The sequence below is a fragment of the Stenotrophomonas muris genome, assembly GCF_052751275.1.
Genome location: NZ_CP199879.1, coordinates 520,166 through 544,788 on the forward strand (window position 1 = coordinate 520,166; position 24,623 = coordinate 544,788).

29 protein-coding genes are annotated in these 24,623 nt (G+C 68.3%); 11 read left to right on the forward strand and 18 right to left on the reverse strand.

Annotated elements, in window-relative coordinates; all coding sequences use genetic code 11:
- Window positions 1-3: 3 nt before the first annotated feature.
- Both ACUVWL_RS02180 and ACUVWL_RS02185 read right to left on the reverse strand, forming a co-directional pair.
- The gene (locus ACUVWL_RS02180) at window positions 4-702 is read right to left on the reverse strand and encodes an RNA pseudouridine synthase (RefSeq protein ID WP_032958643.1); all 699 of its coding nucleotides are present in this window, start codon (window positions 700-702) and stop codon (window positions 4-6) included.
- A gap of 47 nt (window positions 703-749) precedes the next feature.
- Complete coding sequence (locus ACUVWL_RS02185) at window positions 750-1,250, reverse strand: M48 metallopeptidase family protein (protein WP_014647976.1); 501 nt, start codon at window positions 1,248-1,250, stop codon at window positions 750-752.
- A gap of 62 nt (window positions 1,251-1,312) precedes the next feature.
- On the opposite strand from ACUVWL_RS02185, the gene ACUVWL_RS02190 reads away from it, so the two are divergent.
- Both ACUVWL_RS02190 and ACUVWL_RS02195 read left to right on the forward strand, forming a co-directional pair.
- Window positions 1,313-1,870 (forward strand): DUF2058 domain-containing protein, encoded by a 558-nt coding sequence (locus tag ACUVWL_RS02190; protein ID WP_014647975.1) that lies wholly within the window; start codon window positions 1,313-1,315, stop codon window positions 1,868-1,870.
- Window positions 1,871-2,040: 170 nt separating this feature from the next.
- Window positions 2,041-2,307, forward strand: coding sequence for a DksA/TraR family C4-type zinc finger protein (locus ACUVWL_RS02195; protein WP_014647974.1), 267 nt, complete (start codon window positions 2,041-2,043; stop codon window positions 2,305-2,307).
- Window positions 2,308-2,352: 45 nt separating this feature from the next.
- On the opposite strand, the gene ACUVWL_RS02200 is transcribed toward ACUVWL_RS02195, so the two are convergent.
- Both ACUVWL_RS02200 and ACUVWL_RS02205 read right to left on the reverse strand, forming a co-directional pair.
- Window positions 2,353-2,946 (reverse strand): mechanosensitive ion channel family protein, encoded by a 594-nt coding sequence (locus ACUVWL_RS02200; protein ID WP_014647973.1) that lies wholly within the window; start codon window positions 2,944-2,946, stop codon window positions 2,353-2,355.
- Between the two features lie 35 nt (window positions 2,947-2,981).
- Window positions 2,982-3,161, reverse strand: coding sequence for a hypothetical protein (locus ACUVWL_RS02205; RefSeq protein ID WP_014647972.1), 180 nt, complete (start codon window positions 3,159-3,161; stop codon window positions 2,982-2,984).
- Window positions 3,162-3,287: 126 nt separating this feature from the next.
- Here ACUVWL_RS02205 and ACUVWL_RS02210 point away from each other — a divergent pair, with 126 nt between their 5' ends.
- From ACUVWL_RS02210 to ACUVWL_RS02220, 3 genes are read left to right on the forward strand one after another with little or no spacing between them, the layout of a single operon-like run.
- Window positions 3,288-3,866, forward strand: coding sequence for an RNA polymerase sigma factor (locus ACUVWL_RS02210; protein WP_032958649.1), 579 nt, complete (start codon window positions 3,288-3,290; stop codon window positions 3,864-3,866).
- Window positions 3,863-4,396 carry a hypothetical protein gene (locus ACUVWL_RS02215; RefSeq protein WP_046431913.1) on the forward strand — a complete coding sequence of 178 codons (534 nt, stop codon included), beginning with the start codon at window positions 3,863-3,865 and terminating at the stop codon, window positions 4,394-4,396. The genes ACUVWL_RS02210 and ACUVWL_RS02215 overlap by 4 nt, the downstream gene beginning before the upstream one ends.
- Before the next feature lie 11 nt (window positions 4,397-4,407).
- Window positions 4,408-5,289: a DUF4097 family beta strand repeat-containing protein gene (locus tag ACUVWL_RS02220; RefSeq protein ID WP_032958651.1), complete on the forward strand. Its 882-nt coding sequence runs from the start codon at window positions 4,408-4,410 to the stop codon at window positions 5,287-5,289.
- 49 nt (window positions 5,290-5,338) lie between these two features.
- On the opposite strand, the gene ACUVWL_RS02225 is transcribed toward ACUVWL_RS02220, so the two are convergent.
- The 3 genes from ACUVWL_RS02225 to ACUVWL_RS02235 form a co-directional block, all read right to left on the reverse strand.
- Complete coding sequence (locus ACUVWL_RS02225; RefSeq protein WP_005410566.1) at window positions 5,339-5,521, reverse strand: hypothetical protein; 183 nt, start codon at window positions 5,519-5,521, stop codon at window positions 5,339-5,341.
- A gap of 11 nt (window positions 5,522-5,532) precedes the next feature.
- Window positions 5,533-5,784, reverse strand: a complete 252-nt coding sequence (locus ACUVWL_RS02230) for a YkgJ family cysteine cluster protein (protein WP_005410565.1) — start codon at window positions 5,782-5,784, stop codon at window positions 5,533-5,535.
- Between the two features lie 271 nt (window positions 5,785-6,055).
- The gene (locus tag ACUVWL_RS02235; protein WP_445978781.1) at window positions 6,056-7,417 is read right to left on the reverse strand and encodes an Hsp70 family protein; all 1,362 of its coding nucleotides are present in this window, start codon (window positions 7,415-7,417) and stop codon (window positions 6,056-6,058) included.
- A gap of 192 nt (window positions 7,418-7,609) precedes the next feature.
- On the opposite strand from ACUVWL_RS02235, the gene ACUVWL_RS02240 reads away from it, so the two are divergent.
- Window positions 7,610-7,945 carry a zinc ribbon domain-containing protein YjdM gene (locus ACUVWL_RS02240; protein WP_010482882.1) on the forward strand — a complete coding sequence of 112 codons (336 nt, stop codon included), beginning with the start codon at window positions 7,610-7,612 and terminating at the stop codon, window positions 7,943-7,945.
- A 7-nt stretch (window positions 7,946-7,952) separates the two neighbouring features.
- Here ACUVWL_RS02240 and ACUVWL_RS02245 read toward each other — a convergent pair whose 3' ends face one another.
- Window positions 7,953-9,104, reverse strand: coding sequence for a tetratricopeptide repeat protein (locus ACUVWL_RS02245; RefSeq protein WP_262224520.1), 1,152 nt, complete (start codon window positions 9,102-9,104; stop codon window positions 7,953-7,955).
- A 229-nt stretch (window positions 9,105-9,333) separates the two neighbouring features.
- On the opposite strand from ACUVWL_RS02245, the gene ACUVWL_RS02250 reads away from it, so the two are divergent.
- The 4 genes from ACUVWL_RS02250 to ACUVWL_RS02265 all read left to right on the forward strand — a co-directional run bounded on the left by ACUVWL_RS02250 (window position 9,334) and on the right by ACUVWL_RS02265 (window position 12,198).
- Complete coding sequence (locus tag ACUVWL_RS02250; protein WP_014647966.1) at window positions 9,334-9,936, forward strand: HD domain-containing protein; 603 nt, start codon at window positions 9,334-9,336, stop codon at window positions 9,934-9,936.
- Between the two features lie 49 nt (window positions 9,937-9,985).
- Window positions 9,986-10,159 (forward strand): oxidoreductase-like domain-containing protein, encoded by a 174-nt coding sequence (locus tag ACUVWL_RS02255; RefSeq protein WP_032958663.1) that lies wholly within the window; start codon window positions 9,986-9,988, stop codon window positions 10,157-10,159.
- Window positions 10,156-10,773 carry a DUF998 domain-containing protein gene (locus tag ACUVWL_RS02260; protein ID WP_014647965.1) on the forward strand — a complete coding sequence of 206 codons (618 nt, stop codon included), beginning with the start codon at window positions 10,156-10,158 and terminating at the stop codon, window positions 10,771-10,773. Before ACUVWL_RS02255 ends, ACUVWL_RS02260 begins: the two co-directional genes overlap by 4 nt.
- Window positions 10,774-10,851: 78 nt before the next feature.
- A complete protein-coding gene (locus ACUVWL_RS02265) occupies window positions 10,852-12,198 on the forward strand; it encodes a virulence factor family protein (protein WP_032958666.1) in 1,347 nt (448 codons plus the stop codon).
- 124 nt (window positions 12,199-12,322) lie between these two features.
- Here ACUVWL_RS02265 and mprF read toward each other — a convergent pair whose 3' ends face one another.
- Window positions 12,323-14,887 carry a bifunctional lysylphosphatidylglycerol flippase/synthetase MprF gene (gene mprF, locus ACUVWL_RS02270; protein WP_445978782.1) on the reverse strand — a complete coding sequence of 855 codons (2,565 nt, stop codon included), beginning with the start codon at window positions 14,885-14,887 and terminating at the stop codon, window positions 12,323-12,325.
- Between the two features lie 192 nt (window positions 14,888-15,079).
- Between mprF and ACUVWL_RS02275 the strand changes: the two genes are divergently transcribed.
- Window positions 15,080-15,427: a RidA family protein gene (locus tag ACUVWL_RS02275; RefSeq protein ID WP_005418155.1), complete on the forward strand. Its 348-nt coding sequence runs from the start codon at window positions 15,080-15,082 to the stop codon at window positions 15,425-15,427.
- Between the two features lie 50 nt (window positions 15,428-15,477).
- Here ACUVWL_RS02275 and rnfB read toward each other — a convergent pair whose 3' ends face one another.
- From rnfB to ACUVWL_RS02320, 9 genes are all read right to left on the reverse strand, one after another.
- Window positions 15,478-15,891: an Rnf electron transport complex subunit RnfB gene (rnfB, locus tag ACUVWL_RS02280; RefSeq protein ID WP_014647962.1), complete on the reverse strand. Its 414-nt coding sequence runs from the start codon at window positions 15,889-15,891 to the stop codon at window positions 15,478-15,480.
- 25 nt (window positions 15,892-15,916) lie between these two features.
- A complete protein-coding gene (locus ACUVWL_RS02285; protein ID WP_032958670.1) occupies window positions 15,917-16,507 on the reverse strand; it encodes an HAD family hydrolase in 591 nt (196 codons plus the stop codon).
- A gap of 78 nt (window positions 16,508-16,585) precedes the next feature.
- Window positions 16,586-18,667 carry a methionine--tRNA ligase gene (gene metG / locus ACUVWL_RS02290; protein ID WP_014647960.1) on the reverse strand — a complete coding sequence of 694 codons (2,082 nt, stop codon included), beginning with the start codon at window positions 18,665-18,667 and terminating at the stop codon, window positions 16,586-16,588.
- Between the two features lie 102 nt (window positions 18,668-18,769).
- A complete protein-coding gene (locus ACUVWL_RS02295; RefSeq protein WP_012480941.1) occupies window positions 18,770-19,213 on the reverse strand; it encodes a DUF2147 domain-containing protein in 444 nt (147 codons plus the stop codon).
- Between the two features lie 419 nt (window positions 19,214-19,632).
- The gene (gloA2, locus tag ACUVWL_RS02300; RefSeq protein ID WP_100450437.1) at window positions 19,633-20,037 is read right to left on the reverse strand and encodes an SMU1112c/YaeR family gloxylase I-like metalloprotein; all 405 of its coding nucleotides are present in this window, start codon (window positions 20,035-20,037) and stop codon (window positions 19,633-19,635) included.
- Window positions 20,034-21,104 carry a serine hydrolase domain-containing protein gene (locus ACUVWL_RS02305; RefSeq protein ID WP_241887556.1) on the reverse strand — a complete coding sequence of 357 codons (1,071 nt, stop codon included), beginning with the start codon at window positions 21,102-21,104 and terminating at the stop codon, window positions 20,034-20,036. Before ACUVWL_RS02305 ends, gloA2 begins: the two co-directional genes overlap by 4 nt.
- A 16-nt stretch (window positions 21,105-21,120) precedes the next feature.
- A complete protein-coding gene (locus ACUVWL_RS02310) occupies window positions 21,121-23,061 on the reverse strand; it encodes a DUF885 domain-containing protein (protein ID WP_111207089.1) in 1,941 nt (646 codons plus the stop codon).
- 94 nt (window positions 23,062-23,155) lie between these two features.
- Window positions 23,156-23,941, reverse strand: a complete 786-nt coding sequence (locus ACUVWL_RS02315) for a queuosine precursor transporter (RefSeq protein WP_445978783.1) — start codon at window positions 23,939-23,941, stop codon at window positions 23,156-23,158.
- Window positions 23,938-24,621 (reverse strand): DUF502 domain-containing protein, encoded by a 684-nt coding sequence (locus ACUVWL_RS02320; protein WP_014647956.1) that lies wholly within the window; start codon window positions 24,619-24,621, stop codon window positions 23,938-23,940. The genes ACUVWL_RS02315 and ACUVWL_RS02320 overlap by 4 nt, the downstream gene beginning before the upstream one ends.
- Window positions 24,622-24,623 lie beyond the last annotated feature (2 nt).

Consider the following 24,623-nt stretch of genomic DNA (forward strand, 5'->3'; position numbering starts at 1 on the left):
ACCTCAGAACCGCTCGTCGCTGCCCAGGTAGCGCCACTGCCCCGGCGGCAGCGGCCCCAGCGCCACGCGTCCGATACGCAGGCGGCGCACGGCCGTGACCTGCAGGCCGGCGGCGCTGACCGCCACACGCAGCCCCTTGGCCGTCAGGCCCTTGCCGGCGAAGCGCAGGCGCTGCTCGCTCTGCCAGCTGACCTTGGCGCCGCCCGATTCCTGCTGCAGCCGCGCCATCAGCCACGGCCCGCGCTCGGGACCGCCTTCGGCCACTTCGATCAGGTATTCCTGCTCGGTACGGCCCAGGTTGCGCTGCAGGTGGGCCAGCGTGGCCGGATCCTGGCTGACCACCACCAGCCCGCTGTCGCTGGCCGGCAGCGAGGCGGCCAGCTGCAGGCCGTGGAAGTGACGCTGCAACGGGCGGATGTCGCTGGCATCAAGTTCGCTGCGGCTGTCACTGCTGACCAGGGCACACAGGGTTTCGGCGGCGACACCGGCCGGCTTGTGCAGCAGCATGCTGACCCGCTCGGCCTTTTCATCGCTGGCCTGTTCGGCCACCACGATCACCGCGCTGTCATCGACCGGGCGCTGCGGCTGTTCCACCACGTCGCCGTTGACCGTGACCCAGCCGCCCTCGATGTAGCGCCGCGCTTCGCCGCGCGGGATGCCGAGCAGGGCGGACAGGCGTTTGTCGAGACGGATCGGTTCCATGGCAGGCAGGTCGGGCAGGGGGCGCGCAGTGTAGCTGCTGCGGCCGGTCAGCGCTGGCCGCGGTTGGCCAGCTCGGTCAGGTACAGGCGGGTATCGAACTCCAGCTGCAGGTAGTCCGGCTCCATGTGCTGGCACAGCTGGTAGAAGGCCTTGTTGTGGTCGGCTTCCTTCAGGTGGGCCAGCTCATGCACCACGATCATGCGCAGGAACGCCGCGGGTGCCTGGCGGAACACGGTCGCGATGCGGATCTCGCGGCTGGCCTTGAGGCGGCCGCCGTGCACGCGGGAGATGGCGGTGTGGGTGCCCAGCGCGTGCTTGATCACTTCCAGCGTATTGTCGTAGCAGACCTTGTTGAGCGGCACCGACTTGCGCAGGTAACGGTCCTTCAGCTCCTGGGTGTAGTCGTACAGCTGGCGGTCGCTGCGCACCTCGTGCGGGTCGGGGTAGCGCTGCTGCAGCCAGGGGCCGAGCCTGCCCTGCGCCAGCAGCTCGCTGACCTGGGCAACCAGGGGTTCGGGATAACCGGTGAGGTACTTCAGGACTGCCATGCAGGGCCGGCGGGGCGTCGGTAGAATGGGGCATCCAAGATTACACGCGGTACGCACCGACCATGGCAAAGCCCAACGCGCTGCAGGAACAATTGCTCAAGGCCGGCCTGGCCAAGAAGTCGCAGGCCAGCGCCGCCGCACGCGAGCAGGCCAAGGCCCGCCAGGGCAAGGCCGAATCGACCTCGGCCGAGGTCCAGCGCGAGGCTGAACGTGCCCGCGCCGAGAAGGTCGAGCGCGACCGCGCACTGGCCGCCGAACGCAATGCCCAGGCCAGGCAGGCTGAACAGAAGGCCCAGGCCAGGCAGATCATCACGGCCCATGCCGTACCCCACAAGGGCGACGACGAGTACCGCTTCAGCGATGGCGCAGCGATCCGTACCCTGCTGATCGACCCCAAGCTGCGCAAGGCGCTGTCGGTGGGCGTGCTGGTCATCGTCGCCCACGGCGAGGGCTATGCGTTGCTGCCCCGCGCCGCCGCCGAAAAGGTGCGTGAACGCGCACCCGAAGCAATCATCGTCGACCACGGCCAGCCGGGCTCGACCGCCGAGATCTCCACCGGCAACGCAGAAGACGACGCCTATTACGCGCAGTTCCAGGTGCCCGACGACCTGGTCTGGTAAGCAAAAAGGGGACGGAGGGGATTAAGCCGCAATCGGCCTGATCGGATCCGTCGGCGTTCTGTTTGGCATCCTGAAGAGCAGCCGAGCATGGCTCGGCTCTACATGAAGGCCTTCCTTTTTGCCGGGGTGTATCGTCCCCATATCGGGCGACACACCTGCGGAGGATAGCCATGGCCACCGGTTGGGCAGGAGACGGCGCGGTCCAGGACCAGATCGACGCCACCGTCGACGACGCGATCGCCCGCGCGCGGCGCCAGCTGCGCGAGGGACCCGGTCTGGAACACTGTGAGGAATGCGACGCGCCGATCCCGTTGGCGCGGCGCCAGGCTGTGCCTGGTGTGCGATTGTGCGTTGCGTGCCAGCAGGCGCGGGACGACGAAGACCAGGCGCATGCCGGGTACAACCGGCGTGGCAGCAAGGACAGCCAGCTGAGGTAAAGGGGTGTTTTATTGCAGGGCGCAGCCCTGCCGAAAACTCCACCCTCAACCGTCGCCCTGGATGCCGCCGGGGGCCTGCGCCGGGTCACGCCAGCGCCGTACCGTGCGCTGGAAGAACAGGTTGTTCGGCAGCTGCAGCACCGTGCCCTCGTGGCCCTCGCCGGTCTCCTGCAGCGTGGTGTAGATCAGGTTCACGTCGATCACCCGGCCCTTCAGGCCCGGCTTCTCGCCGTTCTCCAGCACCTCGATGTAGTCGTGCAGGCGGAACGGGCGGGTGGTGAAGATCAGCAGCGTGCAGAAGATGTTGGACAGCACGCTCCAGGCCGCGAAGAAGGCCACCGCGCCCACGGCCGCGAAGCCGGTGAACGCGGTCCACAGCACCGAGGGCTTCGCGCCGAGCAGGCTGAGGATGTACAGCAGGGCACTGAAATAGACCACGAAACTGGTGATCCGGCGCGCGCCCATCACCATCTCGGGCGGCAACGTGTAGTGCTCGGCGAAGCGGCGGATCAGGCGCCGGGCGAGCACGCGCAGGAGCCACGCGACCAGAAGCACCCCTACGATCTGCAGGGCGACGCCGGCGTAGTTCAACCACGGGTGGGTCCAGGGCGGCAGGTGATCCTTCAGCGACAACATCATGGGGCGACAACAGGTGGCAATAACGACCTTCGATGTTACCCGGCGCGTGCCGGGGATTCGACCGCCGGGGCCCAGGCCAGGCACACCAGCGCCTGGCGGTGCTGTTGCAGGCAGGCACGGCCGTTACCGGGGTGCAGCTGCAGCGACAGGCCCAGTGCCTGCAGCACGACGCAGGCGGCGATCACCAGCAGGGCGGCGCAGGTTGGGCTGGACATGGCAGGACTCCTGGACGGCAATTTCGCGAAGGACCTTCCATGGATGCAGCAGGTGTCGAAAAGGTTGCACGGCAGTGATCGTCGTCCGGCTCTAAACCTTTTCCCGGGCCGCCGCATCCAAGCGATATGCTCGACACCACCATGCCCGCGCCGCCTGCCGCCCACGACGCCGTCGATGAACCCGCCTTGGTGCGGGCGGCCGCCGCCGGCGATACCTCGGCCTATGAACTGCTGTACCGGCGGCATGCACCGCGCGTGTTCGCCGTGCTGTGGCGGCTGTGCGGGGGCCAGCAGGCGCGTGCCGAAGACGCCTTGCAGGAAGCCTTCCTGCAGGCGTGGAAGGCGCTGCCGGGGTTCCGTTTCGAGAGCAGCCTGTCGACCTGGCTGCATCGCCTGGGCGTCAACGCTGCGCTGATGGAACTGCGTGGGCGCGCCGCCGGGCAGGACCACGACAGTCTTGATGATGTGGACGGAGGACTGCAGGAACTGGCCGTACACGACCGCTGCGCCGGTACCGAGCGCGACCTGGAGCGTGCGCTGGCGACGCTGCCGCCGAGGGCGCGCGCGGTACTGGTGCTGCATGACATCGAGGGCTGGAAACACCAGGAGATCGCCGCGCAGCTGCAGATGGCCGTCGGCAGCTCCAAGGCACAGTTGCATCGTGCGCGCGGCCTGTTGCGCGCACGGCTGGGAGACATGACATGAGTACACACGAACACGATTCCGACCACGATCTGGTGGCCCGACTGCGCGCGCTGCCTTCCGAACGCGGCCTGCCCGCCGATGGCTGGGCGCGGTTGTCGGCGCAGCTGCCGCCGCGTGAACCACAGGCGGCGCCTGCGCCGACCGGCAACGTGGTGGTGCTGCCGGGGCGTTCGCGCCGGCGCTGGTGGTTGCCGGTGGGGGCCGCACTGGCCGCAAGCCTGGCGCTCTACGCGGTGGCGCCGTGGCGCCATGCGCAACCGGACGCGCCGGTGCCGTCTACCCTGCAACTGCAGGCCGCGGCGATGACCGAGCAGTACCAGCAGGCAGTGGCCTCGTTGCCCGCAGGCCGGGCGCCGGAATGGCAGCCGGCGCTGCACGAACTCGATGAAAGCGCGGCACAGATCCGGGCCGCGCTGGCGCAGGATCCACGCGCGCCGCATCTGCTTGGCCAGCTCAAGCGCACCTATGCGCTGCGGCTGGAATTGACCCGGCAGGCGGCCTATGCCGCCGAGTCCGGCCTGACGACCTGAGGAGACCCCCGATGACACGAACCCTGATGACCTGCTGCGCCGCGCTGTTGCTGCTGCCCGCGGTGGCCCTGGCTGACACCCGGATCGACGAGCGCCACAACCTGGCCGCCGGCGGCCGCATCGAACTGAGCAACGTGGCCGGCAAAGTGAGCGTGCGTGGCTGGGACCGCAACGACGTGCAGCTCACCGGTACGCTGAGCGATGGCCTGCAGCTGCGCCAGGAGAAGAGTGCCAACCGCGTGCGCTGGGAGATCGAGTATCCGCGTCGCAACAACAACGGCGGCGCGACGCTGGTGCTGAACGTGCCGCGCTCGGTGGAACTGCTGCTGAGTACGGTCAGTGCCAGCCAGGACATCAGCGGCATCGATGTGCGCCGCCTGCAGGCCGACACGGTCAGCGGCAGCCTGAGCGCCTCCGGTCGCAGCGGCGACAGCAAGCTCAATACGGTCAGCGGCGGTGTCATCGCGCGCCTGCAGACGCCGAAGCTGGACGTGAACACGGTCAGTGGCCGCATCGAAGCCGGCGGCGGCGTGTCCGGTGACATCGGTGCACAGACGGTATCCGGCCGGGTCGAGGTCGATGCCGGGCGGGTGCAGCGGCTGGCGGTGGAAACCGTGTCGGGCAGCATCGACCTGTCGGCGGCCGGGCTGGCGCCGGGGGGCCGTATCAATGTCGAATCGGTGAGCGCGTCGGTCAACCTGCGCCTGCCACGCACGGTTTCGGCGCAGCTGTCGGTGAACAGCTTCAGCGGGTCGATCAACAGCGACGCCGGCCAGGTGGAACGGCCGCGCTACGGCCCCGGCAGCCATCTCGATACTCGGCTCGGCAATGGCGACGGTGACATCCGCATCCAGTCGCATTCGGGCAGTGTGCGGGTACGCCTGGATCGCTGAGCGCGGTCCGGCAGGCCGCGGCGGCAGCGCCGCCGCGGTCGGAGCTGGGTCAGCTGGCTTTCTTCAGCGCCCAGGTAGTGCCGAGGACTTCGATCTTGCCACCGGCCTTGCGGAACGCTGCCAGGTCCGAAGCGATCGAATCGCTGCTGACCACGGTGCTGGCGGCCGCGCCCTTGCGTTCGCTGCGGATGCTGTTGCTGGCCTTCGCGGGGGTCTTTGCCTTGCGGGGCATGGTTGCTCCTGTCAGGTGGAAGGGGAGGAAAGCGCCCAGGCATCGGCCTGGCGCAGGTAGTCCTGCCGCTCGCGGCGGCAGTCATCGCCGCCCATCGAGAACTGGCGGCAGATCGCCGGGCGCTGCGAATAGATCGTGCAGCGCAGGTGATAGGGATCGATCGCCGCGCACCAGCCTTCCTCGTTGCGCGCCATCACGGCACGGCCGTGGGTGTCGCGTGACAGGAACTGGCCGGGCACGTGGTCGCCGGGCTGCAGCAGCACGGGCAACCGGCAACAGACCGCGTCACAACGGCGGCAGTCGATGGGTGCAGGTGCTGCGTCAGGTTGTAAGGCCTCAGGGGCCTGGCGGGTGCCCAAAGCGGGTCTCAATGGCGGCTCAGGTGCTGCGCGGACCATGAACGAGCCAGGAAGGCATGGCCGCTAGGCCCGCTGGGCGGGCCAGGCTGCACCGTGGACACACACCGGCATGGCCGGTGGAAGGGGCAGCAGGGTTCTAGCCGACCAAGAGTAACTTAGACCGCGTAACGTTTTGTTAATCCTGGCTGGCTGCCGCCAGCGCAAGGCCCTGGACCACGCCCAGCGAGGGCTCGCCGTGGACCATGCGGGCGCCCGGGAAGGCGGCCGCCACCGCCTGGCGCAGGTAGCCGGCGCGGGACATGCCACCGGTCAGGAACACGGCATCCGGGTCGCCGCCGATGTCGCTGCGGACCTGGGCCAGCAGCTCGCGGATCTGCTCCAGGTAGCCATGGGCGGCGGCGGCCAGGCCGTCGGCGCTGCTGTCGGCATGCAGGTCGCGGGCGATGTAGTCCAGCGTGCTGCGGTGCTCGCTGGCAGCGCTGAGGGCGATCTTGGCGCGTTCGACGTCACGGTACAGGCGGGCGGTGTTGCCGGTGTCCTGCAGGGCCTGCAGGCGCTCGCCCCAGGGCGCGTCGACATGGTCGTACTTGTGCAGGCGGAATTCGCGCTGGCGGGTCATGTCCTGCACGGTGGCCGCTTCCACGTAGTGGTGGGCCGGTACGCGGGTGATGCCGCGGCCGAACAGCGGCATGTAGCTGGACAGGCTCAGCGCCAGGTCGATGTCGGTACCGCCGCGGGCGATACCCCAGGCGCGGTGGATGCGCGGGGCGTCGTCGCCGCCGACTTCGGCATGGGCGATGTCGGTGGTGCCGCCGCCGATATCGACGATCACCGCCTGGTGCCGCTCGCGGCTTTCGGCGTGGTAATGCATGGCCGCCGCGGCTGGCTCCTCGAGGAAATCAACCTGGTCGAAGCCGGCCTGGGTGGCCGCTTCACGCAGGATGTCCAGCGCCTGGTCGTTGCCGGCTGCGCCGATCGAACTGCGGAACTGCACCGGGCGCCCGAGCAGGGCGGCGCGCAGCGGCCGGCCGAGCTGGGCACTGGCGGTCAGGCGGATGTGTTCGAGGATGTGCGCGGCGATGCCGGTGATGGTCTGCTTCGCGCGCGGGTGCAGGTTGTAGCCGAGCATCGACTTCGGGCTCTGCACCAGGTTGCCTTCGTGTTCCTCGAAATAGGCTTCCAGCGCTTCGTCGCCGTAGACCGCGTTCTGCAGCAGGTCGTTGGCGCTGCGTTCCTTGCCGACGCGGGCTTCCATCCATTCCCGGCGCAGCGCGCGCAGGGCTTCGCGGCGCAGCGCCTGCGGCGTGCGTTCCTGGCCGGCGGCGCGCGCCGCGCGCGCGGCGCTGTCGATCATCTGCTGCAGCTGGTGTTCCTGGCCGTCGTCGAGCTGGAAGTCGTCCGGGTCGGGCACCACGCCGGGGAAGTACACACTGGTGCGGAACTGCTCGGCGTCGCCGAAGCGGATCGGCAGCAGTGTTCCCTCATGCACGATGGCGGCGGCGGAGTTGCTGGTACCGAAGTCGATGCCGAGGCGCATGGGGAGTTCCGGGGGCGATCAGGGGCCGCGCACTCTGCTGCAGTTCGCCGCCGACTGCAAGTTCCTGCGGCCTCCCATTCCGTATCGGGAGGCCGGATCGGGTCAAGCCGGGAGCCGGGCGCCGCCCGGAAAAGGGCAGGCGAGCCGGGCGGTTACAATGGCGGCTGTTGATTCACTTTGAGGTACTTGCTGATGTCTTCTGCCCCCGCCTGCCCGCAGTGCACCCTGGAAAACACCTATGCCGATGGCGCGCTGTGGATCTGCGCCGACTGCGGCTTCGAATGGACCGCCGAGGAAAGTGCCGGTTCGACCCTGGTCGTGCGTGACAGCAACGGCAATACCCTGCAGGCCGGTGACACCGTCACCGTGATCAAGGACCTGAAGGTGAAGGGTTCCTCGATCCCGCTCAAGCAGGGCACCGTGATCCGCAACATCCGCCTGGTCGAGGACGATGCCGAGCACATCGAAGGCAACTCGGACAAGATCAAGGGCCTGGTCCTGAAGACCTGCTTCCTCAAGAAGGCCTGACCGGCCTTCAGCGCCTGGCCTGCTGCTGTGCGCGCCAGCGGGCCAGGCTGTCCAGCTTGGCCTGGTAGCGCGCCTGCTGCGGGGCACCGCCCAGCGCCTGCGCGCGCAGCAGTTCACGATCGGCGCGCCTGAGCTGGCCGGCCAGGAAATAGGCCCGCGCCAGCCCGAAGTGGAACTGGTGTGCGGTGTCGTACAGGCGCACGGCCTGCCGGTAATAGCGGATCGCCTGATCCAGTCGGCCGGCGCGTTCGGCCTCGGCGCCGAGCATGTACTGCGCGAACGGATCCTCGCGCTGCACCGACTGCAGGCGCTGCTCCAGCGCCTGCGCCTGCATGACCATGCCCAGCTTCCGGTACAGCGCGCTGGCGTTGGTCAGTGCAGCGTCCTGGCGGCCGTCCAGTCGCAGCGCCGTTTCCAATGCCCGGCGCGCGGCGGCGGTATCGCCCGTACGGTTTTCCAGCACGCCCAGGTTGTTCCAGGTGGCGGCGAAGCTGTTGTCCTGTGCCAGCGCGGCATTGAAGAAGGTGCGTGCACCCACCAGATCGCCGCTGGCCATGCGTTCGGCGCCGCGGTTGTTGTAGAAGTGTGCCAATGCCCGTGCCTGGCTGATCGGCAGCGGCCCGCGGCGGTCGTACAGCACGTTGCGATCCAGATCGACGGTGGCGAAGCGGCCGGCGAAGCCGACCCCGGCATTGACGTGGCCGACGCTGTAGACCAGGCCCTGGGCCTGGTCCTGGTACCACGACACGACCTGGCCGACTTCCTGCACGCGTGCCTGGATGCCGGCTTCGCGTGCCAGCGCGACGAACATCAGGGTAAAGGCCAGGCAGTTGGCGCGCCGCTGCTGCCAGATCTCGCTGACGGTGAAGGTCGCATCGGCGTCGTACTGCAGGTCGAGGCCGTGGCGGTCGAAGATCATCTCCACCAGCGCCTGCAGGCGCTGCTCGCGGGAGTAACTGTGATTGATCACCTGCGTGCGCAGCATGTCGCGCATCGCCGGTGGAATCGCGAACACCTGCTGCGGCGTCGGTATCGCCGGAGTGGCGGTGCTGGCAACGGCCAGCGGCGCGGCCGTTCCCGGATGATCCTGTGCGATCGCGGACGGTGCTGCCAATGCGGCCAGTGCGAGCAGAACGAATCGGGCGGCAGGACGGTACATGACGGCTCCCGGCAGCGGCGGGCGCTCCCGCCTGAGGCGAGTGTAGACCTGTGCGCGCACCGCTGCAGTGACCGTTGGTCGGTCCGCACGTTCATCCACAACCGGTGTGGACCAGCGCTCGGGAAAGCTGTGGACAACCGCGTTGCGGCCTAGTGCGAAGGGCGTTGTGAGGACGTGGTGAAAAAAGCGACAGCTTGCCCGTCAACCGCGCAGGCGGGATGATCCGGGCATGGACTTTTCCCCGCTGACGCTCGCTCCGGCGCAGTGGCAGGCGCTGCAGGACAGCTATGCAACGCCACCACGCGCCTACCATCACTTCGGCCACGTGCGCGCGGTGCTGCAGCACTGCCAGGAGGTTGCCGACGGCCCCGGCTGGCAGCAGCCGGCCGAGGTCTACCTGGCCGTGCTCTACCACGATGCGATCTACGTGGCGGGGCGAAAGGACAACGAAGCACGTTCGGCGCAGATGGCCCTGCAGGCGATCACGCAGGCGCCGGAACTCGCCGCTGTCGATGCCGCCCGGGTCGAGCAGCTGATCCTGCTGACCGCCCGCCATGGCGCGCTCGGCCCGGACGATGTCGATGCCGAGGCCGCGCTGTTCCTGGACTGCGACATGGCGATCCTGGCCGCGCCGGAACCGGTGTTCACCGCCTATGACCGGGGCGTGGCCGAAGAGTACAAGGGCGTGGTGCCGGGCTTCCTGTATCGCGCTGGCCGCCGCCGTTTCCTGCAGGGCCTGCTGCGCGCACCGCGCATCTTCCTCAGCGAGTTCTTCCACCAGCGCCTCGACGCGGCCGCGCGCGACAACCTGCGGCGGCAGCTGGGTCGCTGAGCCAGCCCGCTACACTGGGGCCCGTTTCCACCGATTGCCGCTTCCAACCGTGTCCGTCCCTGATCCCGATCCCCGTCCGCTGCCGCCGGAAGAGCCCGGTCCCAACGAATGCTGTGGCAGCGGTTGCCCGCTGTGCGTGCTGGACCTGTATGCCGACGAGCTGCAGCGCTATCGCAAGGCGTTGGCCGAATGGCAGGCGCGGCACCCGGAGGCCTCCGCATGAGCCGCGCGCGTCCGGCGGCGCTGCTGGCGCTGGCCGCCCTGGTTCTGTTCCTGGTTACCGCGCTGTGGACCCAGTTCGCACGCACCGACCTGGACTGGGTGCGGGCCACGCTGAGCCTCTACCTGCACGGGCCGTGGGGGCTGGCGTTGCGTGCGGCGTACTGCCTGCTGGCACTGGCGATCACCCTGCTCGGCATCGCCCTTTATCGCGGCAGCATCGGCCCGCGGCGCAGCGCGGCGGCGCCGCTGCTGTTCACGGTCTCGGCGCTGGGCCTGGCCACGGTCGCCATCGGTGACAGCTGGCTGCCCGAAGCAACCCCGCTGCTGGCACCGTTCATCCACGGGTTGGCGGCCAACACTGCGTTCCTGTGTGCCAGCGTCGGCATGCTGCTGCAGGCCTGGTACCTGCGCCGCGAACCGGGCTGGCAATCCGCCGCCGGCCTGCTCTGGGGCTGGGCCTGGCTGGCCTTCGTGCTGCTGTGGCTGCACGTGCTGTGGCGTGGCGGGCCGCCGCGCGGGCTGGGGCAGAAAGTGGTGATCGTGGTGATCGTGGGCTGGCTGCTGTATCTGGCGCTGGCGCTGTATCGGCGCAGTCGTCGCGCCGCAGCCTGCTGAAACCCCAACGGCCTGCACCGGTACGTGCCGTGCACGTGGAGGCAGCGTATCGTGTGCGCATTCCATCGGGGCTGCGATATGAAGCGTGCAGGGCTGGGCAGGGTAATGGGCGTGGTGCTGGCGCTGGCCGCACTGCCGGCAACCGCGGCAGCGACCGTGCAGCAGTTCAGCCACGGGCGGTTCGAACAGATTCCGGTGCATATGCCGGCCGGTACCCCGCAGCGGGTGGTGATCTGGTTCCACGAACCGACTCCCGGTGGCGATACCAGCCGTCTGCCGATCGAGGCCCTGCGTGCCGACGGTGCGATGGTCGCCGCCGTGGACATCGCGCACCTGCGCGGCGTGCTCAAGCGCGAAGGCAACCCGACCTGTTCGTTCGGTTCCGGCGATGTCGAGAATTTCTCGCGCTGGCTGCAGGCCTCGCTGCATCTGCCCGGGTACCACCTGCCGCTGGTCGGCGGCGATGGCGAAGGCGCTGAAATGGCCTATGCGCTGGCTGCGCAGGCCGATACGCAGGTGTTCGCCGGCCTGCTCACCACTGGTTTCTGCCCGGACCACAACCACGAGCGCATGGTCTGCGGCGATGGCGTGAAGCGCAACACGCTGCAACCCGCCGAACTGAACTTCCCGTGGTTGAGTGCAGCCGGTGATCACGGCTGCAAGGCGGGCGAGGCCAGCGGTTTCGTGCAGCAGGTGGCGATGGCGCGCGAGTTCAAGCGCACGGCGCGTGGTGATGCCTCACCGGGCCTGGTGGCTGCAGCGCGGGTGATGGGTGCGCAGGCAGGCGTCAGCCTGGCACCGCCGCCGGCCGCGCTGAAGGGCCTGCCGGTGGTGGAAGTACCGTCGACCGGCAACGGCGACACGCTGGCCGTGTTCGTCTCCGGTGATGGTGGCTGGGCCGGCCTGGACAAGGATGTGGCGTCGTCGCTCAACGAGCACGGCGTGGCCGTGGTCGGCATCGACTCGCTGCGCTACTTCTGGAGCGAGCGCACGCCGAAGGGCTTCGCTGCTGACCTGCAGAAGATCATCGATCACTACCGCCAGCAGTGGCACCGCGACAAGGTGATGCTGATCGGTTTCTCGCAGGGGGCCGACGTGCTGCCGGCGACCATCAACCAGCTCGATGCCGATACCCGTGCAGCGCTGGACCGCATCGTGCTGCTGTCGGTAGGCAAGAAGGCCGACTTCGAGTTCCACGTCAGCAACTGGCTGGGCGGCGGCGGCGACGGTCTGCCGATCGCGCCGGAAGTGGCCAGACTGCCGGCGGAGAAAACGCTGTGCGTGTACGGCGACAAGGATGAGGACGCACTGTGCCCGGACCTGCCGGCCAATGACGGTGTGAAGAAGGTGAAGCTGCCGGGTGACCACCATTTCGGTGGTGACTATGATCGGCTGGCCGAGGTGATCCTCAAGGGCGGTATGTAGCGCTTGGTAGACGCCGACCTTGGTCGGCGCTGGGGCTGAGGGCGCCTTGGGGATGAGCGTGTCGACCAAGGTCGACACCTACCGGGCGGCAGGTGGCGCCGGGTATGCCTGGTGGTGCGGGGCGTCAATTGCGCCGCGGGTCCAGCGAGATCAGGCGCGTGGCATCCAGCAGTGCGGCTGGCAGGTGCATGCCGCCCGGCGCAGCGAGATAGCGTGGCCGCCACTGCGGGTCGAACTTCGACTTGAAGCGGCGCAGGCCACTGAAGCCGTAGAAGCGTTCGCCATGCCGCGCCAGCAGGCCGGCCAGGCGGTTCCAGCGGCCGGCCAGGCGATGCTGTGCCAGCCCGGACAGTGGCGCCATGCCCAGCGAGAAGCGTGCATAGCCCTGCGCGCGCCCCCACAGGAACAGCTCGATGAAGAGGAAGTCCATCGTCCCCTTCGGCGCCTCGTTGACGTGGCGCATCAGGTCCACCGACAGCTCGGCACCGGCCGGTGCCTGCCACAGGTTGGCAAACGCCACGATCTGGCCTTCGGCCTCCACCAGTGCCACCGGGAACCGCACCAGGTAATCCGGGTCGTAGCTGCCCAGCGAAAAGCCCTTTTCGTCGCCGGCCTTGTCTTCCAGCCACGCGTTGGAAATCGCGTGCAGGCGCGGCAGCAGGCTGGGAATTTCCTCCACCGGTGCCACACGGAAGGACAGGCCGCCGCGCTTGCCCCGGTTCCAGGCCTGGCGCAGGTCCGCACGTTCGCGGCCTTCCAGGCCGAAATCGTGCAGCGGCACCATCGCTTCTTCGCCCAGCTTGACCAGGCCCAGGCCCAGGTCGAGGTAGGTCTGCCAGTAGGACTCGCCGACCTGGTAGAACACCGGGCGCAGGCCGAGCCGGTCGGCTTCCTCGCGGAAGCGCCAGATCAATGCGCGGGCGACCTCCGGCGGGCCGACGGGATCGCCCATCGCGATCAGCGAACCGCCGTAGCGCTGCATCATCACGAAGCCCTGTTTCGCCTCGTCGCGCAGCACCGCCTTGTCGGCGGTCAGCACCAGGCAGGCCTGGGTATCGGTGGCACCGGCCAGTACCGGCGCCAGTGATTGCAGCGTGGCCTCGTCGGCGGCTGGCAGCGGGCTGCGCGTGCTGTGCAGCAGCCGCGCCAGGCCGAACATCACCAGCGCGATCGCCACGACCAGCAACGCGCGCAGCGCGCGTGGTGCGTTGCCGGATATCGCAAACTGCCACCACAGCTCGTTCTGGTACTCGACATGGCTGTAGGTGAAGAACAGCAGCCAGGTGACCGCGACCAGCACCAGGCCGAGGTTGCGCAGCCACGGCCATGACCAGGCTTCGTCCAGCAGCGCGCCCTGGCGGTAGAACTCGCGACGTGCGGCCCACAGTGCCATCGCCACCAGCACTGCCGAGACGGCGATCAACAGTTGGCCACCCCGCAGCCACAGCGGCAGCGGGGTGATCACGCATACCGCCATCGCCAGCACCCACGCGGCGTGGCTGCGCCGGGCCAGGCCCTGGCCGATCAGCAGCAGTGCGACGCCGCTGAGGCTGCCGATCAGGTGCGAGGTCTCCAGGATCGGCAGCGAGGCATTGACCAGGTGACGGCGTGGCGTCGGCAGCGTGCCGTCGATGACCAGTGCGGCGCCGATGCTGAACACCGCCAGCGCGATGATCTGCGGCAGCCACGGGCGCAGCGCGTTCCAGCCCGCACGGGTTGCCCCGGCGCTGGCCTGCAGCGGTTGGCGCAGGGCGGGCGCAAGGGCGAGCAGGGTGGCCAGCACCAGCGGCAGCACGTAGTAGGTGACGCGGTAGATCAGCGCCGCTGCCAGCACCGCCGCCGGTGCCACCTGCGGCAACAGCTTCAGCAGGCTCCACTCGAACACGCCAAGGCCGGCGGGCACGGTCGAGACCAGGCCGGCCAGCACGGCCACCAGGTACAGGCCGACGAAGCCGGGCAGTCCGGTCGGCGTGGAGTCCGGCAGCAGCACGTAGAACGCGGCACTGGCCAGCACCAGTTCGATCACGCTCAGCACGGTGACGCCGATCATGGTGCGGCGGTCGGGCAGCCACAACGCATGGCCGAACACGCTGAACTGCCGTCCATCGCGGCCGACCAGCAGCACGGTGCCGAGATACGCGAGCAGGGCGACGATGCCGACGATGCGCACGGCATCGGGATTCAATGGCAATGCCAACGCTGCCGCTGCAGGTTCCATGCACAGTGCCACGCTGATCAGCAGCCATGCCCCGAACACGAAGCCGAGCGTGCTCATCAGCACCACCTGGCCGATCTGCGCCAGGTCCAGGCCGGCGCTGCGGTAGCCACGCAGGCGTACCGCGCCGCCGGTCAACGCGGCAAAGCCCACGGTCTGGCCCAGCGTGTGCGCAAGGAACGCGGTGATGCCGACTCGCGCAGGGTGCACGCGGATGCCGCTGCGACGCAGGCCGATGGCATCGAAGCCGATCAGGCAGGCGTAACTGGCCAGGCCGAGTACCACGGTGAGCGCGATCTGCATGCCACTGAGCTGGCGGAACGCGTGGCGGATGGCCCGGTAGCCGTGCTCGTCGAACTCGTTGGCCAGGCCGTGCAGGGCCAGGGCGAGGATCAGCAGCGGGATGACGATGGTGGCAACCCGCTTCCAGGCTGGCGTGGAAGGGGCAGTGGTGGAATCGACGGGGACGGTCATCGGCGCAAGGGTGCGGCAGGAGGGGCGAGGGCGGTGTCAACGCGGGCGTGGCGCATCGTGCGCCTGTCATCGTCATTTGACCAGTGGGACCGTCGGAGCCCGGTAGTGACGTGTCGCGGAAGGTGCCCGTGCACCCACCGTCGACCGGATTGGAGGACAATGCAGGCCTGATCACCCGCAGGAGCCACGCCCATGATGGAGCGTTACGACGTCGGACCGCGCATGTCCGAAATGACCGTGTACAACAAGGTCGCCTACCTCTCCGGCCAGATTCCGGAAGACACCAGCCAGGACATCACCGGGCAGACCCGGCAGGTGCTGGCGGAGATCGACAAGCTGCTGGCACTGGTCGCCAGTGATCGCCAGCACGTGCTGCGCGCGGAAGTGTTCCTGGCCGATATCGCCGACTTCGACGGCATGAACAAGGCGTGGGACGAGTGGGTGGTCGAGGGCGCGACCCCGGCCCGCGCAACCTTCGAAGCCAAGCTGGCCCACGCCGAGTGGAAGGTCGAGATCGTGGTGACGGCGGCCGTGCCGTAACTGCGGGATGGGGTCGGATCCCTTTCCCGCGGAAAGGGATCCGACCCCTGTTACAGGGGCAGCAACTCGATGCAGTCCACCGGGCACGGCGGAATGCACAGTTCGCAACCGGTGCACAGATCGGCGATGACCGTGTGCATGTACTTGGCGCCGCCGACGATGGCGTCCACCGGGCAGGCCTGGATGCACTTGGTGCAGCCGATGCAGTCGGCTTCCACGATCAGCGCCACCTGCGGCACCTTGTGTTCGCCACGCGAACGATCAAACGGAATGGCAGGCACGCCCAGTACCTGCGCCAGCGCGCGCGCGCCGGCATCGCCGCCCGGCGGGCAGCGGTCCACGCCCACCTCGCCGCGCGCCATCGCCTGCGCATACGGGCGGCAGCCGTCGTAGCCGCACTGCCCGCATTGGGTCTGCGGCAGCAGGCGGTCGAGGCGTTCGGTCAGGGGCGGGATCAGGCTCATGCGTGGCGAAGGCTGCGCGTCGGGGTTACTTCAGGGGTTTGCCACGGAACCAGCGCTCGTGGGCCAGCGCCAGCATCGGCTTGTCTTCGGAACTGTCACCGTAGGCATGGATGCGCACGTAGCGGGACAGATCGAACTGGCGACGGATGTGCTCGACCTTGCGCGGGCCGCAGTCGCCACCGGCATAGCGACCGGTCAGGCGGCCGTCCTGGCTTTCCAGCCGGTTGCAGATCAGCTGCAGGCCCAGCTGCTCGCACCATGGCCGCAGGTACAGGTCGAGCGAGCCGGACACGATCACCACGGTATGCTGCTGTTCCCTGTGCCAGCGGATCTGCTCCAGCATTTCCGGGCGCACCACCTCGGGCAGGAACTCACGCGAGAAGCCTGCGGCCAGCGTGGCGATGTCATCGCTGTGGCGGTTGCTGAAGGTCAGGCGGGTGACGCGTGCACGGATGCGTTCGGCCGAGATCAGTTTCAGCTTGTATGCGGCCAGCCACGGGCCGACCTTCCACCACGCCTGCGCCAGCTGTTCGGCGGTGGCCACGCGGCGCAGGAAACGGCCATAGGTATCGCAGGTGGTCACGGTGTGGTCGAAGTCGAACAGCGCCAGTTCCATTCCATTGCTTACCATCGCGTTGCCTCCGCTGGCCGATGCTGCCGGCAGGCGCGGCGGTGGCCGCGCCCGCTGCAGGCATCAGCGGACCGGCATGCCCGGCTGCGCGCCGCTGTCGGCGTCCAGCAGCGCCAGCGCGCCGCCGTCGAAACCGGCCGACAGGATCATGCCTTCGCTCAGGCCGAAGCGCATCTTGCGCGGGGCCAGGTTGGCGATGAACACCACGCTGCGACCGACCAGGGCTTCCGGCTCGCCGTAGCTGCCACGGATGCCGGAGAAGATCTGGCGCTTGCCCAGTTCGCCGGCATCCAGTTCGAAGCGCAGCAGCTTGTCCGAACCTTCCACGAACTCGCACACCAGCACCTTGCCGATGCGCAGGTCGAGCTTGGCGAAATCGTCGATGCCGATATAGGCCGGAGCATCGGCGCTCTTCGCGTCGTCCTTGGCCGGGGCCGGTGTGGCCGGCTTGGCGGCGTCGGTCCTGGCGGCGGGGGCGGCAGCGGCGGCCGGCTGCAGGGTGTCCTTGGAGGCGTCGATCATGGCGTCAATCTTCTTCGGGTCGATACGGGTGAACAGCGGGGTGTAGTCGGTGATGCGGTGGCCCAGCAGCGGCTGTGCCAGTTCGGTCCAGTCATTGACCGGCGCGGCCAGGAAGGCCTCGGCCTGCGCGGCGGTGGCCGGCAGCACCGGCTTCAGTGCGGTGACCAGCACGCGGAACAGGTTCAGGCCCTGGCTGCACACGGCCTGCAGCTGCGCGTCGGCGCCTTCCTGCTTGGCGATGACCCACGGCTTGACGTCGTCGATGTAGCGGTTGGCTTCGTCGGCCAGGGTCATGGTCAGGCGGATCGCCGCAGCCGGGTCGTTGCGCTCGTAGGCTTCGCGGATCGGCGCCAGGCCGTCGACGAAGCGCTGGTACTGCGCCGCGTCGGGCAGCTGCGCGGCCAGCTGGCCGTCGAAGCGCTTGCTGATGAAGCCGGCGCAGCGGCTGGCCAGGTTGACGAACTTGCCGACCAGGTCGGCGTTGACGCGGGCGATGAAATCACCCAGGTTCAGGTCAAGATCGTCGACGCCACCGCCGGACTTGGCGGCGTAGTAGTAGCGCAGCGCTTCCGGCTCCAGGCCGGCATCGAGGAAGGTACGCGCCATCACGAAGGTGCCGCGCGATTTGCTCATCTTGGCACCGTCCACGGTCAGGTAGCCGTTGACGTGCAGGCGGGTCGGCGCGCGGTGGCCGGTACCGTGCAGCACCGCCGGCCAGAACAGGCCGTGGAAGTTGACGATGTCCTTGCCGATGAAGTGGTGCAGTTCGGTGGCGGTGCCGGCGCGCAGGTGCGCTTCGAAGTCTTCGCCGAGCTTGCCGCACAGGGTCTGGAAGCTGGACAGGTAGCCGATCGGCGCATCCAGCCAGACATAGAAGTACTTGCCCGGCTGGCCGGGAATCTGGAAACCGAAGTACGGCGCATCGCGCGAGATGTCCCACGCGCGCAGGCCACCTTCGGCGTTGAGCCACTCACCCAGCTTGGCCTTCACGCCCGGCAGGGCGACATCGCCGGCCAGCCATTCGCGCAGGAATGCATCGAAGTGGCCCACCTCGAAGAAGAAGTGCTCCGAATCGCGCATTTCCGGCGTGGCGCCGGAGATGACCGAACGCGGCTCCTTCAGGTCGGTCGGTGCATAGGTCGCGCCGCAGACTTCGCAGTTGTCGCCGTACTGGTCGGGGCTGCCGCAGTTCGGGCAGATGCCCTTGACGTAGCGGTCGGGCAGGAACATGCCCTTGGCCGGGTCGTAGAACTGGGCGACCGAACGGCGGCTGATGTGGCCGGCCGCTTCCAGCTTCAGGTAGAACTGCTCGGTCAGTGCCTTGTTGGCCGCCGAGTTGGTCGAGTCGTAGTGGTCGAAGGCCACGCCGAAGGCGGCGAAGTCACGTTCGTGGCTGGCCTGGATGTTGGCGATGAAGGTTTCCGGGGTGACCCCGGCCTTTTCCGCGGCCAGCATGATCGGCGTGCCGTGGGTGTCGTCGGCGCAGACGAACCAGGCCTTGCCGCCGCTCATTCGCCGCGCACGCACCCAGATGTCGGCCTGGATGTAGCCGACCAGGTGGCCCAGGTGCAGCGGGCCGTTGGCGTAGGGCAGGGCGGTGGTGACGAGCGCGGTACGGGTCATGGTCGCGGGGTGAAGCCGAGGGGAACCGCAGAGTATCGCATGCCCGCAACGACGTGACCCGGCCGGGGCCGGGTCACGGGGATGAAGCGGGGGCCGGGGCGCTTATTCGCGCTGCCAGGTCTGCGCGCGGCAGATGAAGGCGATGCAGCCGGACACGTCCAGCCTGGTGCCACCCGGCTGCAGCTCCATCTTCGACTTGTAGGTCTTGCCGTTGGCCGGGTCGAGGATGGTGCCGCCGGACCACTTGTTGGCGCCATCGGCCTTCAGGTTCCAGAGGATGGTCATGCCCTTCACCGGCTTGTTCCTGTTGGCGCCTTCACATCCATCGCAGACCGGGTTCGGGCCCTTGTCCGAGTGCAGGATGTCGACCACCTTGCCGGTCAGGGTGCCGTTGGCGGCCTGGGTGATCTCGACGATCGACTTCACCTTGCCGGTCTTGTCGTCGATGGTCTTCCAGCGGCCGGCGGCGCCGTCGGCGGCCTGGGCCGACAGGGCGGCCAGGCACAGCGGCAGTGCCAGCAGCAGGGTCTTGAAGGTGTTGCGCATGGTCCCCTCCCAGGGTTCATTCCGGCACGGTGCCGGCATGGGTCGACTGTATACCCATTCGGCGGGGTATGGGGAAGGGGGGGCTTTGCAGGGCTGCGCCCTGCACCTGCAGAGGCAGCCGCAACAGCCGGAGCAACAGCAAAAGCGGACTTGCTGAGGGATGGCGGGGCACTGTGGGTTTGCGGGGCCGCCGTAAACCCGTCCCTGGGGGCTTGGTCGCCGCATCCATGCGGCTCACACCCCGCAAACCCACAATGCCCCGCCTTCGACAGTTTCCGGCGATCTGCCGGTGCTGGTGCGGTTGGTGGGTGTCGACCTTGGTCGACACAGATCCATGCCATGCGTGGATGACGTTTCCGGTGGCGGCGATGGGGTCAGATCCCTTTTCCGTCGGAAAAGGGATCTGACCCCCGGGGACGTCAACCGGCTTCGTACAACTCCAGCGGAAGGTCGTCGGGGTCGGCGAAGAAGGTGAAGCGGCGTCCGGTGTACTCGTCCACGCGGATCGGTTCGCAGGCGACACCATGCGCGGCCAGGCGCTGGATGAAGGGTTCCAGTGCAGTCACCCGGAACGCGAGGTGGCGCAGGCCCTGGGCTTCCGGGCGGCTGGGACGGGGCGGCGGCGAGGGGAAGGAGAACAGTTCCAGCTGGCCGCCGTCGGGCAGGGCCAGGTCCAGCTTCCAGGAATCGCGCGCGGCGCGGTGGTTCTCGGCCAGCACGCGCAGGCCGAGGATGCGCACGTAGAAGTCTTTTGAACGTGCGTAGTCGCTGCAGATCAGTGCGGCGTGGTGGATGCCCAGCAGGGCACCGGAATCGGCGGTCATTGCAGGGTGTCCAGCCAGCGCTGGGCGATCTTCAGCGCCAGCGGATAGGGTTCGGGGTCGTTGCGGTTGGTCAGAACGATCACGGTCAGGTGTTTTTCCGGGTGGCGCACGATCACGTTGCGGAAGCCGATGCTCTCGCCGCTGTGCCATTGCACGGGGCCATTCAGCCGCCAGCCGAACCCGTAGTGCGGTACATCCGGTTCGGGCGTCGATGTGGCGGGGCTGAACATCGCGCGGCGCAAGGCCTTCGACAGCAGGCGGTCGTCGTACAGCGCCGCATCCCAGCGGGCCAGGTCGTCCAGCGAGGAATAGATGCCGCCATCGCCGAGCACGGCGCTGGTGGTGCTCTGGTCGGTGCGCTGCCAACGGCCATCGATCCAGCTGTAGCCATAGGCGCGTGCGGCGATGGTATCGATGCCGTCCTGATGGGCCACGGTGTGGGCCATGCCCAGCGGGCGGAAGATGCGCTGTTGCAGGAAGGCTGCGAAATCCTGGCCGGAGGCGCGGCCGACGATCAGTGCCAGCAGCGCATAGCCGCTGTTGCTGTAGTGGTACTGCGTGCCGGGCGCGAAGTTCAGCCGGTCCTGGCGCGACAGCAGGGTCAGCACATCGGCGTCATGCACCTGCCGAGCATCAGCCGGGTCCATCAGGTCTTCGTAGTCGGGCAGGCCACCGGTATGCGAGAGCAGCTGGCGGATGGTGATGGCGGCCGCAGCCGGGGGCAGTTCGGGCAGCCATTGCCGGGCAGGTTGGTCCAGCCCGAGCCGGCCATCTTCCACCAGCAGCAGCACCGCCGCAGCGGTGAACTGCTTGCTGACCGAGGCCAGCCGGAAGTTGCTGGCCGCGGTGACCGCCGTGCCGTCCTCCACCACCGCCAGGCCATAGCCGCGCCGGAATACCGGTTTGCCGTCATGCAGCACCAGTACGGCGGCGCCGGGCACCTGGCCGTCGTAGGCCTGCATCAGGCCGTCGATGCCCGCATCCGGTGGGGCCAGCACCGGTGCGGCAACGGTGGCCAGCGGCAGCAGGCCCAGCACGGCGGCGAACAGGGCGACGGCAGGACGCATGGCGGCTCCGGAAGGCTCAGGGTGACGGGGCGGGCGTGGCGCTGGCCGGCTGGGCCATCCAGCGTTCCATCTTGCGGTCCAGCACGTCCAGCGGCATCGAGCCGTCCTTCAGCAGTTCGGCGTGGAAGCGGCGCAGGTCGAAGGCGGCGCCCTGGCGCGCCCTGGCCTTGTCGCGCAGGGCGACAATGGTGGTCAGGCCCGCCACGTTCGACAGTGCCTGGCCAGGCTGGGCCATGACCCGCTCGACTTCGGCGTTGGCATCGTCGCTGCTCATGTCCACGGTCTTCTGCAGGTAGGTGACAGCCTGCTGCTTGCTCCAGCCCTGGGCATTCACGCCGGTATCGGCCACCACGCGGGCGGCGCGCAGCAGGCGCGAGTACAGGTAGCCGATGCGGTCGTAGGGATCGGTGTAGATGCCCAGGTCCTCGCCCAGCGTTTCGGCGTACAGGCCCCAGCCTTCGACGAAGGCGAGATCGCCACCGAGGCGGCGGAAGCGCGGCAGCTTGGCCAGCTCCTGTTGCAGGCCCAGCTGCACGTGGTGGCCGGGGATCGCTTCATGCAGGTACTGCACCGGCACGGTCCAGCGCTTGCGGCCGGGCAGGTCGCGGGTGTTCACGTACAGCACCGCGGATTGCCCGGGCAGTGCCGGCTGGTAGGCAGCGGCAGCGGCGGTGAGCGCACGCTCCGGTTCCACCGCGCGTACGTCCAGCGGCGCCTTCGGCAAGGTATCCAGCACCTGCGGCAGGCGTGCGTTGACCTGCTGCTGCACCTGGCGGTAACGGTTGATCAGCGCATTGGCATCGCCGTACTGGAACTGGCGGTCGTTGCGCATGCTGCGCAGCAGCTTGGTGGGGGTGCCGCGCAGCTTGGCATCCTTCATCACCGTGGCGATCTGCGCCTGCAGTTCCTGCACGCGTTGTTCGCCCAGCGCGTGCAGCTGCGCGGCGGTCTGGTCGCTGGCGGTGGTCTGCACGATCAGGCTGGCGTACCAGGCCTGGCCATCGGGCAGTGCGCCCAGGCCGCTGCTGGCGCGCGTGGCCGGCAGGTATTCGGTGGCGATGAAGCCGCGCAGGGCGCGATAGGCCGGCATGATGCGCAGTTCGATCATGCGCTTGTACTCGGCGCTGATGCGCGCCTTGTCCTCGGCCGGGATGGTGTTGGGCATGGTGCGGATCGGCGACCAGAAGATGCTCTCTTCGGCGGTCGGCTTGATCACCGCATCCAGTTGCGGCAGCACTTTTTCCATCAGGTCGCGCGGCTGTACCACGCCGGCCTTCATGCCTTGGCGCATGTTGTCGATGGCCTGGTCGAACAGTTCGGGAATGCCCAGCGAACGGCGCGACCAGGTGTCGTAGTCCTGCACGGTGTTGAATGGCTGCGCGCCGGCACCGGCACCGAGGATCGCCATGATGCTGCCGATGTTGTAGTACTGGCTGATCGGCATCATCCAGCTCGGGTAGCGCTCGGCGGCCAGCGAGGCGCGTGCGTCGCGCACGAAGATCTCGTAGCTGAGCAGGTCCTGGCCCTGCAGGCCATCACTGCCGAGCTTCTCGACCTTGCCCAGCCATTGCGTGGTGAAGTCGTGCGACTGCTGGCGCCAGGCGGCGGACAGGATGTTGGGCAGCTGGTCGTTGTAGCGGGATTCGCCCTGGAAGGTGGCCTGCAGCGGGTTCAACCGCATCGAGGCATCCCAGTACTCGTCGTACAGGCGCTCCAGCTGTACCTGCTTGGGTACGGCACGGGCCGGCGCGACCGGACGTGGCGCGGCGCGGCGTGCCGAGCTGCCACGCGCCGGCGCGGTGGCGCGGGCGGGCCTGGCCTTGGGCTTGGCAGCCTGGCGGGTCTGCGCGGCGGCAGGGCGGCTGGCTTTCTTTTTCGCTGCTTCGGCCGACGGCACGGCACTGAACAGGAACAACGCGGCGATGGCGGCGGCCAGGGCGCGGGTGGGATGCGGCATCAGGAGCTTCCGTGGAACACAGACCGTGGAGCTTGCACGATCCGGCCGCGTACGGCCAGCGTGAAGGCGCAGTCAGCTTGCCGCCGCTGGGGCTTCAGTCAGCCGCCGCCGCCGCGCGCAGCGCAGCGGCCCTGTCTGCGCCCAGATAGCGGGTGATCGCACGCCGCATCAGGTACAGCACCGGAATCAGGGCAATTGCAAAGCCCATCTTGTAGATGTAGTTGACGCTGCTGACGGCCAGGAACAGCGAGGTCGGCCAGTGCTGCGGGCCGAGCACGAAGGCGATCCAGATCACCACGAAGCTGTCCACCACCTGCGAGATCGCGGTGGACCCGGTCGCACGCAGCCACACGTGGCGCTCGCCGGTGGCCTGGCGGATGCGATGGAACACCGCCACGTCGATCAGCTGGCCGAGCAGGAAGGCCACCAGTGAACCGGCGATGGTCCACATGCCCTGGCCGAACACCGCTGCGAATGCGGCCTGGTAGTCCGGCACGCCGTGCCCGTCCATGGAGGTGATCCACCAGCTGGCCGGCGCCAGCGAGATCGCCGCGAAGGCGAACAGGAAGCCATAGGCGATCAGGACCACGGCCAGCCACGAGATGAAGCGCACGCCGCGCTTGCCGAAGAACTCGTTGATGGTGTCGGTCATGATGAACACCACCGGCCATAGCAGGGTGCCGGCGGTGAAGCTGAGCGAACCGGTCTGGCCGAACAGGTTCCAGTTCAGCGGATCGATGCCGAGGGTGTCTTCCAGCGCGAAGACCTTCACCCCGATCAGTTCGGCCAGCACTGCATTGCCGCAGAAGAACGCAGCCAGCACGATGAACAGCAGGACCGCGCGGTCCTGCAACGGGCGCTCGATCGGCGCCGCGGTCATTCGCTGCGATCGCCGGCGCGCGTGAACGGAACGCTGGACGGCGCGACGGCGCCGCCGGAAATGATGAAGCTCATGGCCTGGTCGACGGTCCAGTCGGTCGGGGTCAGCAGTTCCACCGGCACGATTTCCAGGTAACCCGAAGTCGGGTTCGGCGTGGTTGGCACGTACACCGCGGCCAGTTCACGGTCGGTGCCGTGTTCCTTGATCACGCGGGTGACCAGCCCGACCGACTTCATGTCGCGGTGCGGGAAGTCGATCAGCACCACGCGCTGGGTGCTGCCCGGTTCGGTCTGCAGCATGTCCAGCAGCTTCTTGGCGCTGTCGTAGATGATGCTGGCCAGCGGAATGCGCTTGATGACCGCGCCGACCCAGCGCAGCAGGCGCTGGCCCAGCACGCGGCGGCTGGCCACGCCCACCGCCAGGATCACCAGCAGGGTGGCCAGCAGGGCGATGGTGTTCTGGATCCACTCGGCCCGGACCCAGCCGAGGTAGTGCGGAAAGCTTGTCGCGATCTGCTCGGAAAGTGGCACCACCAACGGGCTGGAAATGCCCGACAGCAGCACGAACACGAACTTGACCACGACCCAGGTCAGCCAGATCGGCAGCAGGGTCAGCAGGCCGGTCAGGAACAGGCGCTGCAGGGAGGGGCGGGGGACCAGGGCGGGGGCTTCGAGCGACATGT